Annotated in this window: 13 protein-coding genes; all 13 read left to right on the forward strand. The window is 70.1% G+C overall.

Annotated features, from left to right (window positions below; translation table 11 throughout):
• Positions 1-100: integrase core domain-containing protein (locus tag EV141_RS00005; RefSeq protein WP_130483942.1), on the forward strand; the 100-nt coding region annotated here is incomplete at its 5' end.
• A 122-nt stretch (positions 101-222) separates the two neighbouring features.
• A complete protein-coding gene (locus EV141_RS00010; protein WP_130483943.1) occupies positions 223-636 on the forward strand; it encodes a YybH family protein in 414 nt (137 codons plus the stop codon).
• A gap of 41 nt (positions 637-677) precedes the next feature.
• Positions 678-2,096 (forward strand): purine-cytosine permease family protein, encoded by a 1,419-nt coding sequence (locus tag EV141_RS00015; protein WP_130483944.1) that lies wholly within the window; start codon positions 678-680, stop codon positions 2,094-2,096.
• 9 nt (positions 2,097-2,105) lie between these two features.
• Positions 2,106-2,762 carry a cyclase family protein gene (locus EV141_RS00020; protein ID WP_130483945.1) on the forward strand — a complete coding sequence of 219 codons (657 nt, stop codon included), beginning with the start codon at positions 2,106-2,108 and terminating at the stop codon, positions 2,760-2,762.
• 62 nt (positions 2,763-2,824) lie between these two features.
• The gene (gene pyrR, locus EV141_RS00025; protein WP_130483946.1) at positions 2,825-3,355 is read left to right on the forward strand and encodes a bifunctional pyr operon transcriptional regulator/uracil phosphoribosyltransferase PyrR; all 531 of its coding nucleotides are present in this window, start codon (positions 2,825-2,827) and stop codon (positions 3,353-3,355) included.
• Positions 3,352-4,305 (forward strand): aspartate carbamoyltransferase catalytic subunit, encoded by a 954-nt coding sequence (locus tag EV141_RS00030; RefSeq protein WP_130483947.1) that lies wholly within the window; start codon positions 3,352-3,354, stop codon positions 4,303-4,305. Before pyrR ends, EV141_RS00030 begins: the two co-directional genes overlap by 4 nt.
• Positions 4,302-5,624, forward strand: coding sequence for a dihydroorotase (locus EV141_RS00035; RefSeq protein ID WP_130483948.1), 1,323 nt, complete (start codon positions 4,302-4,304; stop codon positions 5,622-5,624). The genes EV141_RS00030 and EV141_RS00035 overlap by 4 nt, the downstream gene beginning before the upstream one ends.
• 1 nt (position 5,625) lies before the next feature.
• Positions 5,626-6,150 carry a PH-like domain-containing protein gene (locus EV141_RS00040; RefSeq protein WP_130483949.1) on the forward strand — a complete coding sequence of 175 codons (525 nt, stop codon included), beginning with the start codon at positions 5,626-5,628 and terminating at the stop codon, positions 6,148-6,150.
• The gene (carA, locus tag EV141_RS00045; RefSeq protein ID WP_130483950.1) at positions 6,140-7,303 is read left to right on the forward strand and encodes a glutamine-hydrolyzing carbamoyl-phosphate synthase small subunit; all 1,164 of its coding nucleotides are present in this window, start codon (positions 6,140-6,142) and stop codon (positions 7,301-7,303) included. The genes EV141_RS00040 and carA overlap by 11 nt, the downstream gene beginning before the upstream one ends.
• On the forward strand, positions 7,303-10,593 hold the full coding sequence (carB, locus tag EV141_RS00050) for a carbamoyl-phosphate synthase large subunit (RefSeq protein ID WP_130483951.1): 3,291 nt from the start codon (positions 7,303-7,305) through the stop codon (positions 10,591-10,593). Before carA ends, carB begins: the two co-directional genes overlap by 1 nt.
• Positions 10,590-11,423, forward strand: a complete 834-nt coding sequence (pyrF, locus tag EV141_RS00055) for an orotidine-5'-phosphate decarboxylase (protein WP_130483952.1) — start codon at positions 10,590-10,592, stop codon at positions 11,421-11,423. The genes carB and pyrF overlap by 4 nt, the downstream gene beginning before the upstream one ends.
• Positions 11,420-12,331: a guanylate kinase gene (gene gmk / locus EV141_RS00060; RefSeq protein ID WP_130483953.1), complete on the forward strand. Its 912-nt coding sequence runs from the start codon at positions 11,420-11,422 to the stop codon at positions 12,329-12,331. Before pyrF ends, gmk begins: the two co-directional genes overlap by 4 nt.
• 12 nt (positions 12,332-12,343) lie before the next feature.
• Positions 12,344-12,601, forward strand: a complete 258-nt coding sequence (gene rpoZ, locus EV141_RS00065) for a DNA-directed RNA polymerase subunit omega (protein WP_130483954.1) — start codon at positions 12,344-12,346, stop codon at positions 12,599-12,601.
• The last annotated feature ends 1 nt before the right edge of the window (position 12,602 follow it).

A 12,602-nucleotide genomic window follows, 5' to 3' on the forward strand; every position in this document is an offset into this window, starting at 1 on the left:
CGACTGGCTCCATCACTACAATCACCACCGACCCCACACCGGGATCGGCGGTCTCACACCCTCAGCCCGCGTTCACAACCTCACGAGGAAGAACAACTAGCCTCCACGACACGCTCCCGCCACGCCCTTGACAGGGCGGGCGGGAGCGACGACGATAGCGGTGTTGTCTGGCAGGCAACGAATGGTGCACAATGAGCACCTAATCGGCCAGGGAGGACACCGATGTCAGCAGCAGTGCCCGCCGCGCTCACGGAGGACGACGTCCGTGCCGCCGCCGCCCACATTGTCGATGCTTTCGCGCGCACCGCGACCGACGACTACTTCGCGGCCTTCGCCGCCGATGCCACCTTCGTCTTCCACCCCGAGCCCGCGCGGCTCGACACCCGCGCCCAGTACGAGGCCCTGTGGGACTCGTGGCTCGCCGACGGGTGGCGGGTCGTCTCCTGCACGAGCCGTGACGCCCACATTCAGCTGCTCGGCGACACCGCCGTCTTCACGCACACCGTCGACACGACCGCCGGCGTCCCGGGCGACGATCTGACGTCGACCGAGCGCGAAACGATCGTGTTCCACCGCGGTGCCGATGGGCGCCTGCTGGCCGTGCACGAGCACCTGTCGCTGCCGAGCGGCTCCTAAACGTTTCTCCCCACCCCACCACACCTGACAAAGGAGTCACCATGTCCGCACCGACCGCGCGCGCATCCGCCTGGCGCCGCCTCGACGATCGCCTCGAAGCGAACGCCGACGGGTCTGGGCCCGTCAAGGGCAGCCTCGGCTGGGGGCGCATCGCCATGATCTGGCTCGCGTCGAACTTTGTCGTGACGACGATGCTGACGGGCACGCTGTTCATTCCCGGCGTCACCTATGCCGACGCCCTGCTCATGATCCTGGTCGGCTCGATCGTCGGCGGTGCCGTGCTCGTCGCCGTCGGCGCGATGGGCACCCGCACGGGGCTCGCCACCATGTCGCTCACCCGCGGCTCTTTCGGCACGCGCGGCTCGCTGCTGCCCGTCGCGGCGAACCTGCTGATCTTGCTCGGCTGGAGCTGGGTTCAGGCGATGCTCGCCGGCATCACGGTGAACTACGTCGTCGCCGAGCTGACCGGCTTCTCGAACGAGGCCCTCTTCTCGGCGCTGTGCCAGATGATCGTGGTGGGGCTCGCGATCTTCGGTCACGAGGGCATCAGCCGCGTTGAGCCGTGGCTCGCCGTCGTCATGATCGGCATCATCGGCTACGTGCTGACGGTGGCCTTCACCACCTTCCCCCCGAGCGACTACTTCGGTATCGCCGCCGACGTGTCGTTCGAGTTGACCAACCTCACGGTGCTCGACATCGTCATCGCCACCGCGATCTCATGGACGGTGCTGTCGGCCGACTTCAACCGCCTCGGCCGGGGCACCCGTCCGACCGTCGTCGGCTCGGGCGTCGGCTACGTCGCCTCCACCTTCCTGTCGATGACCCTCGGGGCGACCGCTATCGCCTACGTCGTGCTCTCGGGCGGTGAGCCGATCGGCTTCGACCCGGCGACGATCGTTGCCGAGTTCGGCATCGCCCTGGCGATCGTGATCTTCGTCTCGGTCATGGCGACCAACACGCTCGTGGTCTACGGCATGACGACGAGCGCGATCAACGCGATTCCGCAGTTGAAGCTGAAGTTCCTGCCGACGGCGCTCGTCATCGGCCTGCTCACCGTGATCGGCTCGACCTTCCTCGGCCTGCTGTTCCTGTTCATCGACTTCCTGTTCGTGATCGGCGCGATCTTCATCCCGGTCTTCGCGATCATGATCGTCGACTACTACGTCGTGAACCGGCGCGTCTACACGGCCGAGATCCTGCAGGACCGCGGCGGCCGCTACTGGTTCACCGGCGGTGTCAACATCGCGAACGTCGTCGTCTGGCTGCTGGGCTTCGGCTTCTCTCTGCTGTTGACCTACCAGGTCGGCAGCCCCATCGGCGCGACGATCCCGGCGTTCGTGTTCACGGTGGTCGTGGCACTCGCGGCGGCTGCCGTCACCGGTCGCCTGAAGCGCGACGGATCAGACCCCGAGCACGCGCACCTTGCCGACGCCGCGCCCGAGCTCGCCGAGCGGGCATAGCCTCTCGGCATGCTGATTGACCTGAGCCACCGGATCATCGGGGGGATGACCGTCTTCCCCGGTGACCCGGTGGTGACGGTCAGCGACGCGGCGACCGTCGCCGCCGACGGCTTCCGCGTGAGCGCGCTGCACCTCGGCAGCCACACCGGCACACACATCGACGCCCCCGCGCACTCCATCGTCGATGGCGCAACGCTCGAGGCGATCCCGCTCGAGCAGCTCATCGCGCCACTGGTCGTTCTGGATGCGCGGGGACACGCCGCACGGGCATCCATCGGCCCTGAGGTGCTCGCGGCCGCCCCGGCGATCGCGGCCGGCGACATCGTCGCGATCATGACGGGCTGGGACGCGCGCTTCGATGACGCGTCGTACCTCGAGCATCCGGTCATCGACGTCGCCCTCGCCGACGCCCTCTGGGCGGGCGGCGTGCGGGTGCTCGGCGTCGACTCGCTGAACCCCGACCCGTCGTGGCCGGGCGACGACGGCGCCTGGCACCTTCCCGTGCACGAGTTGTGGCTCGGCCGAGGCGGCGTCATCGTCGAAAATCTGCGGTCTCTCGACCGCGTGCCGGCGTCGGGGGCCGAGGCAATCATCCTGCCGCTCAAGCTCGACGGGCTCGACGGCGCCCCCGTGCGCGCGGTCGCCCGAGTGGCTGGCGAGCGCTAGGCTGAGACGCACACCCAGACATCCTTTAAGCACCGTCCTGTGAGGCGGGGAAGGAGGTCGGCATGAGCGCACGCCCCGTGCTGCACTCTGACGACATCGCGCGTGCCCTGCGCCGTATCGCCCACGAGATCCTCGAGGCCCGGCGCGGCGATGGCCGCCTCGTGTTTCTCGGCATCCCGACCCGCGGCACCGCGCTGGCCGAGCGCCTCGGCCGCATCGTCGATGAGATCGAGCCGGGTGTCGCCGAGATCGGCTCGCTCGACGTGACGATGCACCGCGACGACCTGGGGCGCAGCGCGACGCGCGCTCCGGCCCCAACGCGCATCCCCGCAGCGGGCATCGACGGGTCCACGGTCGTGCTCGTCGACGACGTGCTCTACTCGGGCCGCACGGTGCGCGCCGCTCTCGACGCCCTCGCCGACCACGGCCGGCCCCGCGCCGTGCGCCTCGCCGTGCTCGTTGATCGGGGCCACCGCGAGCTGCCGATTCGCGCCGACTTCGTCGGCAAGAATCTGCCGTCGTCAACGTCTGAGCGCGTCTTCGTGCGCCTCTCCGAGGTCGACGGCGTCGACGAGGTGGCGATCAGCCAGTGAAGCACCTGCTGACCACCCGCGATCTTGACCGCGAGGCTGCCGTGCGCATCCTCGACGTCGCCGAAGAGATGGCCGCGACGGCCGACCGCGAGGTGAAGAAGCTGCCCGCCCTGCGCGGCAAGACCGTCGTCAACCTCTTCTTCGAAGACTCGACCCGCACGCGCCTGTCGTTCGAGTCGGCTGCCAAGCGGCTCAGCGCCGACGTCATCACCTTCAGCGCGAAGGGCTCGAGCGTGTCGAAGGGCGAAAGCCTGAAGGACACGGCGCAGACGCTAGTCGCGATGGGCGCCGACGCGATCGTCGTGCGCCACCCCGCGTCGGGCGCCGCCCACCGCCTCGCCCACGCCGGCTGGATCGACGCGAGCATCGTCAACGCCGGCGATGGCACGCACGAGCACCCCACCCAGGCCCTGCTCGACGCCTTCACCCTGCGCCGCCGCATTCATGGCGCGGATGCGCGGGGGCGCGCCCTCGACGGAACGCGCGTCGTCATCGTCGGCGACATTCTGCACTCCCGCGTCGCGCGCTCGAACGTCTGGCTGCTCGCGACCCTCGGCGCGGAGGTGCACCTCGTGGCCCCGCGCACTCTGCAGCCGGCGGGCATCGACGAGTGGCCGGTGACGGTGCACGCGCTGCTTGACGACGCGCTCGCCACCGAACCGCACGCCGTCATGATGCTGCGCATTCAGCGCGAGCGCATGGTCGACGCCTACTTCCCGAGCGAGCGCGAGTACGGGCGCATGTGGGGGCTGACCGCCGAGAGATTCGCGGCCCTCCCCGCCGATACGATGGTCATGCACCCGGGGCCCATGAATCGCGGTCTCGAGATCGCGTCCGTCGCCGCCGACTCGACTCGGTCGACGGTGCTCGAACAAGTCACGAACGGGGTGTCGATCCGCATGGCAGTGCTCTACCTCCTCGTCGCCGGCGTCGAGGAGGAGCGCGCATGAGCGGCCTCATCGTGCGCGGCGCGCGCCTCCTCGGGGGCGAGACGGGCGACATCCGCATCGTCGACGGCCGCATTGACGCCGTCGGATCCGTCGATCCGGCCGCGGGCGACCACATGATTGACGCCGACGGGCTCGTCGCCTTGCCCGGCCTCGTCGACCTGCACACGCACCTGCGCGAGCCCGGGGGAGAGGCGAGCGAGACGGTGCTCACCGGCACCCGTGCGGCCGCCGCGGGCGGCTTCACCGCGGTGTTCGCGATGGCGAACACGTCGCCCGTCGCCGACACCGCTGGCGTCGTCGAGCAGGTGGAGGCCCTGGGGCGCCAGCACGGCTACGCCACCGTGCGCCCCATCGGCGCCGTCACCGTCGGCCTCGAGGGCCGTCAGCTCGCCGAGCTCGGCGCGATGGCCGCGTCGCGGGCGCAGGTGCGCGTCTTCAGCGATGACGGGCACTGCGTCGCCGACCCGCTCATCATGCGCCGCGCGCTCGAATACGTCGCCACTATTGGCGGCGTCATCGCTCAGCACGCGCAAGAGCCGCGACTGACGGAGGGCGCTCAGATGAACGAGGGCCCGCTCTCGGGCGAGCTGGGGCTCGCCGGCTGGCCCGCCGTCGCAGAGGAATCGATCATCGCGCGCGACGTGCTGCTCGCCGAGCACACCCGCTCGCGACTGCATGTCTGCCACGTGTCGACCGCGGGTAGCGTCGACGTGGTGCGCTGGGCGAAGAAGCGCGGCATTGCGGTGACGGCCGAGGTCACCCCGCACCACCTGCTGCTCACCGACGAGACGGCCCGCGACTACGACGCGCGCTTCAAGGTGAACCCGCCGCTGCGCCGCGCGGAAGACGTCGAGGCACTGCGCGCCGCCGTCGCCGACGGCACCATCGACATCGTCGCGACCGACCACGCCCCGCACCCCGACGAGCGCAAAGAGTGCGCGTGGGCCGAGGCCGCCTTCGGCATGGTCGGCCTCGAATCGGCGCTCTCGATCGTGCAGCACACGCTGGTCGACACGGGGATGCTCGACTGGGCGGGCGTCGCACGTGTGCTCTCGACGACACCCGCCGCCATCGGCGGGCTGGCGGGCTACGACGCGCCGCTTGCGGTGGGCGCTCCCGCGCACCTGACGCTCGTCGACCCGGAGGCGAGCCGTCGCTGGTCGACGGACGAGCTGCGCGGCCGCAGCCGCAACACCCCCTACACGGGCATCACCCTGCCGGGGCGCGTGATCGCGACCGTGCACGGTGGGGTGCCGACCGTGCTCGATGGCGCGCTCGTCGACGCCGACACGGTCGCCACCACGGCGGGGGGTCGCTGACGTGGAGCGCCTTCTTCCCGCCGCCATCACGATCGGCCTCATGGCCGCCATGCTGCTGCTCGCGTGGCTCGGCTGGCGCGCCCGTCGTCGCCGGCAGAGCAGCTTCGCGCCACCGCACCGCGTCCCCGAAATGCTCAGCGCCCCGGCGTACCTCACCGAAGCCATCGCCCACGCGACGACCCTCGCGGGCCAGCCGCTCGAGCGCGTGAGCGCCCACGGCCTGGGCTTCCGCTCGCGCATCAAGCTGGGGGTGCACGACGAGGGCGTTGTGCTGGCCATCCCGGGCGACGAGCCGATCCTCGTGCCGGCCGCCGACCTCATCGGCATCGGCCGCGGCACCTGGACCATCGACAAGGCCGTCGAGCCCGACGGCTTGACGGTGCTCAGCTGGCGCCTCGGAGACACCGAGGTCGACACCTGGCTGCGCCTGCCCGCGCGCGACGACCGCGAGCTGATCGACGCGGTGCGCGCGCGCATCCCGAACGCTTCTTCCACCCCCGACGAAAGGTCCACCGATGACGCATGAGAAGGCCGTGCTCGTCCTCGAGGACGGCACCCGCTTCACCGGACGCGCCTACGGCGCCCGGGGCGAGACCATCGGCGAAGCCGTGTTCTCGACCGGCATGAGCGGCTACCAAGAGACGCTGACCGACCCGAGCTACGCGGGGCAGATCGTCGTGCAGACGGCGCCGCACATCGGCAACACGGGCATGAACCCCGAAGACCCCGAGAGTCGCCGCATCTGGGTGGCGGGCTACGTCGTGCGTGACCCCTCGCGCGTCGTGTCGAACCACCGCGCGACGCGCAGCCTCGATGACGATCTCGAGCGCGACGGCATCGTCGGCATCAGCGGCATCGACACGCGCGCCCTCACGCGCCGCATTCGCGAGGTGGGCGCCATGCGCGCCGGCATCTTCTCGGGCGAATTGGCCGAGCTGGATGCCACCGAGCAGCTCGCGCGCGTCACCGCCGCCCCCGAGATGACCGGCCAGAACCTGTCGGCCCAGGTCAGCGTCGAGGCGGGCGAGGTCGTGCCGGCCGAGGGCGAGTTGATCGGAAAGCTCGCGATTATCGACCTCGGCATCAAGTCGGCCACCGTGCGGGCGCTCGCGGAGCGGGGCTTCGAGGTGCACGTGCTGCCGCAGTCGACGACGATCGACGAGCTGCGCGCTCTGAACCCCGTCGCCGTCTTCTACTCGAACGGCCCGGGTGACCCCGCGGCAAGTGAGAGCCACGTCGAGCTGCTGCAGCACGTGCTCCGCGATCGCACGCCGTTCTTCGGCATCTGCTTCGGCAACCAGTTGCTCGGCCGTGCGCTCGGCTTCGGCACCTACAAGCTGCCCTATGGGCACCGCGGCATCAATCAGCCCGTGCTCGACAAAGAGACCGGCCGCATCGAGATCACGGCGCACAACCACGGCTTCGCGGTCGACGCACCGCTCGAGGGCGTCGTCGACAGCCCCGCTGGCTTCGGCCGCGTCGAGGTGAGCCACATCGGCCTCAACGACCAGGTGGTCGAGGGCCTGCGCGCGCTCGACGTGCCCGCGTTCAGCGTGCAGTACCACCCGGAGGCGGCCGCCGGCCCCCACGACTCCACGTACCTGTTTGACCGGTTCCGCGAGATGGTTCTTGAGAACCTGAACCGCGCATCCGCCGCCGATTCGGAAGGCCAGGCCTGATGCCCAAGCGCGACGACATCAACTCCGTCCTCGTCATCGGCTCCGGCCCGATCGTGATCGGGCAGGCAGCCGAGTTCGACTACTCGGGAACCCAGGCGTGCCGCGTGCTGCGCAGCGAGGGCATCCGCGTGATCCTCGTGAACTCCAACCCGGCGACGATCATGACCGACCCCGACTTCGCCGACGCGACCTACGTCGAGCCGATCACGCCCGAGATCATCGAGGCGATCATCGCGAAAGAGAAGCCCGACGCGGTGCTGCCGACCCTCGGTGGCCAGACGGCGCTGAACGCGGCCATCAAGCTGCACGAGCGCGGCATTCTCGAGAAGTACGGCGTCGAGCTGATCGGTGCATCGTTCGAGGCGATCCACAAGGCCGAAGACCGCCAGGCGTTCAAGCAGCTCGTGCTTGACGCGGGCGCCGACGTCGCCCGCAGTGCGATCGTGCACACGGTCGACGAGGCGCTGGCCGCCGCCGACGACCTCGGATACCCCATGGTCATTCGCCCGTCGTTCACGATGGGCGGCCTCGGCTCGGGCTTCGCGTACGACGAGGCCGAGCTGAAGCGCATGGTGAGCGACGGCTTGCACGCCTCGCCGACGACCGAGGTGCTGCTCGAAGAGTCGATTCTCGGCTGGAAAGAGTACGAGCTCGAGCTCATGCGCGACCGCGCCGACAACACGGTTGTCGTCTGCTCGATTGAGAACGTCGACCCCGTCGGCGTGCACACGGGCGACTCGATCACCGTCGCGCCCGCGCTGACCCTCACCGACCGCGAGTACCAAAACCTGCGCGACATCGGTCTGCAGATCATTCGTGACGTGGGCGTTGACACGGGCGGCTGCAACGTGCAGTTCGCCGTCGACCCGAAGACGGGTCGCGTCATCGTCATCGAGATGAACCCGCGCGTCTCGCGCTCGAGCGCCCTGGCGTCGAAAGCCACGGGCTTCCCGATCGCGAAGATCGCCGCAAAGCTCGCGATCGGCTACCGCCTCGACGAGATTCCGAACGACATCACGGGGGTGACGCCCGCGAGCTTCGAGCCGACCCTCGACTACATCGTCGTAAAGGTGCCGCGCTTCGCGTTCGAGAAGTTCCCCGGCGCCGACGACACCCTCACGACGACCATGAAGTCGGTCGGCGAGGCGATGGCGATCGGCCGCAACTACTCGACCGCGCTGCAGAAGGCGCTGCGCAGCCTCGAGAAGCGCGGATCCTCCTTCCACTGGGACGGCGAACCCGGCGATAAGGATGCGCTGCTTGCCGCATCGAAAAAACCGACCGACGGTCGCATCGTCACGCTGCAGCAGGCGCTGCGCGCGGGGGCCACGATCGAGGAGGCCTTTGAAGCCACCGGCATCGACCCGTGGTTCCTCGACCAGATTGTCCTCATCAACGAGGTCGCCGAGCGCGTAGCGGCGGCCCGCGAGCTCGACCGCGAACTGCTCGAGGAGGCCAAGGGTCACGGTTTTTCCGACGCGCAGATCGCGGCGTTGCGCGGGGTGGCCGAGGTGCAGATTCGCCAGCTGCGGCGCACCCTGGGCCTGCGACCCGTCTTCAAGACGGTCGACACGTGCGCGGGCGAGTTCCCCGCGCTCACGCCGTACCACTACTCGAGCTACGACCTCGAGACCGAGGTCGCGCCGAGCGATGCGACGAAGGTCGTCATTCTCGGCTCGGGCCCCAACCGCATCGGCCAGGGCATCGAGTTCGACTACTCGTGCGTGCACGCGAGCTTCGCGCTGCGCGACGCCGGCTACGAGACGATCATGATCAACTGCAACCCCGAGACGGTGTCGACCGACTACGACACCTCCGATCGGCTGTACTTCGAGCCGCTGACGCTCGAGGACGTGCTCGAGGTCATCGAGGCCGAGCAGGCCACGGGTCACGTGCTCGGCGTGATCGTGCAGCTCGGCGGGCAGACGGCGCTCGGCCTCGCCGAGGGCCTGCAGGCCGCCGGTATCCCAATCCTCGGGACGAGCCCCGAGGCGATCGATCTGGCCGAAGAGCGCGGAGCGTTTTCGCGCATCCTCGACGCCGCAAACCTCGTCGCGCCCCGCAACGGCACCGCGATCGACGTCGACTCGGCCGTGCGCGTCGCCGAGTCGATCGGCTACCCGGTGCTCGTGCGCCCGAGCTACGTGCTCGGTGGGCGCGGCATGGAGATCGTGTACGACTCGGCCTCGATTCGCGACTACTTCGAGCGCGTGCGTGACCAGGCGATCATCGGCCCCGGTCAGCCGCTGCTCGTCGACCGCTTCCTCGACGACGCGGTCGAGATCGACGTCGACGCGCTGTTTGACGGCGAGCGCCTGTACATCGGCGGCGTCATGGAGCACATCGAGGAGGCCGGCGTGCACTCGGGCGACTCGGCCTGCACCCTGCCGCCCGTGACGCTCGGCCGCGACATCATCGACCGTGTCCGCGAGGCCACCGAGGCGATTGCGCGCGGCATCGGCGTGCGGGGCCTGCTCAACGTGCAGTTCGCGATCGGCGCCGGCGTGCTCTACGTGCTCGAGGCCAACCCGCGGGCGTCACGCACCGTGCCCTTCGTGTCGAAGGCGCTGGGTATTCCGCTCGCGAAGGCTGCGTCGCTCATCATGGCGGGCCGCTCGATCGCCGAGCTCGTCGAGAGCGGGCTGCTGCCCGAGGGTGACGGCAGCCGGGTGCCGCTCGACGCGCCGGTGGCGGTGAAGGAGGCCGTGCTGCCCTTCACGCGCTTCCGCACCCGCGAGGGAGCGGTCGTCGACAGCGTGCTCGGCCCCGAGATGCGCTCGACGGGCGAGGTCATGGGCATCGACCGCGACTTCCCGCGCGCGTTCCGCAAGAGCCAGGAGGCGGCGTACGGCGGCTTCCCGACATCGGGTGTCGTCTTCGTGTCGGTCGCCGACCGCGACAAGCGCAGCGTGGTGCTGCCGGCGCTGCGCCTCACCCAGTTGGGCTTCGAGATCTGGGCGACGAGCGGCACCGCCGAGGTGCTGTCGCGCTACGGCATCGCCGCACGCATCGTGCGCAAGCACGGCGAGCGGCAGGCCGGCGGCGACGAGCCAACGATCGTCGACCTGATCAACTCGGGTGAGGTCGACGTGGTCGTCAACACGCCGAGCGGCCGCACGGCGCGCGCCGACGGTCTCGAGATTCGCACAGCCGCCGTGGCTGCCGACAAGCCGCTGTTCACGACGATCGCCACCCTCGGGGCGGCCGTCGCCTCGCTCGACTCGGTTGGTCAGGCGGTCACGGTGCAAAGCCTGCAGGAGTACGACGCCGACCGCGTGGCGCGCCGATGATCTCGTTCGGCGAGCGCCTGCGCGCGGCCGTCGCCGACTACGGCCGGCTGTGCGTGGGCATCGACCCGCACGCGGCGCTGCTGGCGTCGTGGGGGCTCAGCGACGACGCCCGAGGGGTCGAGAAGTTCGCCGACGCGGTGCTCGTCTCCGCCGCGGGCCGCGTCGCGGCGGTCAAGCCGCAGCTCGCGTTCTTCGAGCGACACGGGGCGGCCGGATACGCGGCGCTGGAACGCGTGATCCGTCGCGCCCGTGAGGCGGGCATCCTCCTGATCGCCGACGCGAAGCGGGGCGACATCGGCTCGACCATCGACGGCTACGCCGAGGCGTGGCTCGAACCGTCGTCTCCGCTGGCGAGCGACGCGATGACGGTGTCGGCCTATCAGGGTGTGGGCTCGCTCGCCCCGGCGATCGAGCGGGCTGAGCGGGTCGGTGCCGGCCTGTTCGTGCTGGCCGCCACCTCGAACCCCGAGAGTGCGAGCGTGCAGCACGCGCGTGGCGACGACGGGCGCACCGTCGCGAGCATCGTGGCCGACGAGGTCGCGGCCCTCGGCGCTGGCGCGCGGGTCGCCGGCACGTGGTCGAGCGTCGGCCTCGTCATCGGCGCCACGACGCCGCTCGCGGATGCGGGTCTCGAGCCGGAGCGCCTCGGCGCGGTGCCCGTTTTGGCGCCCGGCTTCGGTCACCAAGGTGGCCGGCTCGCAGAGTTGGATGCGCTCTACGGCCCGCTCGCGGAACGCACGCTCGCCTCGGTCTCGCGCAGCGTCTTGGCCGCGGGCCCCGACGGCATTCAGCACGCGATTGACACCCACCGCGCGGAGCTGCGCCCGTGAGCACGCCACCCGACGTTGACCGAGCCGCCGCGGGCCGTGCCGCGGTCGCCGCGCGACAGGCGCGCGCGGCGATCAAGGCCGCCGTCGCGGCGGGGGAGCGTAACCCGCTCGCGGTCGCCGAGGCCGCATGGCGTGAGCCCGAGGGCCCGGAGGCCCGCCTGCGAGTGCGTGAACTGCTTGGCTCTCTGCGCGGTCTCGGCCCGAAGCGCGTGGCCGGGGTGATGGCGCAGCTCGGCATCGCCGAGGTCAAGAAGCTGGGCGGCCTGGGCGTGCGCCAGCGCCGCGCGCTGGCGGACTGGCTGCGTGAGCGGGCGGGCGATCGAGCGCGCGGACGCCTCGTCGTGCTCGCCGGCCCCACGGCCGTCGGCAAGGGCACCGTCTCGGCGTACATTCGCGAGAACTACCCCGACGTGCTGCTCAGCGTGTCGGCGACGACCCGCGCCCCGCGGCCCGGCGAGCGCGACGGCGTGCACTACTTCTTTGTCTCCGACGCCGAGTTTGACCGCATGGTTGCCGACGACGAGTTCCTCGAGTGGGCCACCGTGCACAATCTGTCGCGCTACGGAACCCCGCGCCCGCCCGTCGAGGCGACCCTCGCATCCGGCCGCAGCGTCTTGCTCGAAATCGACCTGCAGGGCGCGCGTCAGGTGAAGCGGGCGATGCCCGAGGCGGTGCTCGTCTTTCTCCTCCCGCCCACCTGGGACGAGCTCGTGCGACGGCTCATCGGGCGAGGCACCGAAAGCCCCGCCGAACAGGCTCGCCGACTCGAGACGGCGAAGGTCGAACTAGCCGCCCAAGACGAGTTCGATGTGCACGTCATCAACGACAATGTCGAGCGTGCGGCCCAGGAGGTCGTAGACTTGCTCACTGCCGTGCGCTCGGCGCACGCCCCAGAACTCAACGACTAGTACGGAGCTGACATGGCCGACAAGACCCAGGGCATCATTGACCCGCCCATCGACGAGCTGCTGTCTAAGGTCGACTCGAAGTACCAGCTCGTGATCTTCGCCGCCAAGCGCGCGCGCCAGATCAACGACTACTACTCCGACCTGCACGAGGGCTCGCTGTTCGACAACGTGGGCCCGCTCGTCGACTCGACCGTCGACGACAAGCCGCTGTCGGTCGCCCTGCACGAGATCAACGAGGACAAGCTGGTCCTCACTCGCCTCGCCGACTAGC

This window comes from Microcella putealis, from assembly GCF_004216575.1.
Classification (GTDB): Bacteria; Actinomycetota; Actinomycetes; order Actinomycetales; family Microbacteriaceae; genus Microcella; species Microcella putealis.

What these genes read in the sequence shown, in the direction of transcription:
- EV141_RS00010 (WP_130483943.1), top strand. Translation starts at nt 223, where the DNA reads ATGTCAGCAGCAGTGCCCGCCGCGCTCACGGAGGACGACGTCCGTGCC.
- carA (WP_130483950.1), top strand. Translation starts at nt 6,140, where the DNA reads ATGACGCATGAGAAGGCCGTGCTCGTCCTCGAGGACGGCACCCGCTTC.
- EV141_RS00035 (WP_130483948.1), top strand. Translation starts at nt 4,302, where the DNA reads ATGAGCGGCCTCATCGTGCGCGGCGCGCGCCTCCTCGGGGGCGAGACG.
- EV141_RS00020 (WP_130483945.1), top strand. Translation starts at nt 2,106, where the DNA reads ATGCTGATTGACCTGAGCCACCGGATCATCGGGGGGATGACCGTCTTC.
- rpoZ (WP_130483954.1), top strand. Translation starts at nt 12,344, where the DNA reads ATGGCCGACAAGACCCAGGGCATCATTGACCCGCCCATCGACGAGCTG.
- EV141_RS00015 (WP_130483944.1), top strand. Translation starts at nt 678, where the DNA reads ATGTCCGCACCGACCGCGCGCGCATCCGCCTGGCGCCGCCTCGACGAT.
- pyrF (WP_130483952.1), top strand. Translation starts at nt 10,590, where the DNA reads ATGATCTCGTTCGGCGAGCGCCTGCGCGCGGCCGTCGCCGACTACGGC.
- pyrR (WP_130483946.1), top strand. Translation starts at nt 2,825, where the DNA reads ATGAGCGCACGCCCCGTGCTGCACTCTGACGACATCGCGCGTGCCCTG.
- carB (WP_130483951.1), top strand. Translation starts at nt 7,303, where the DNA reads ATGCCCAAGCGCGACGACATCAACTCCGTCCTCGTCATCGGCTCCGGC.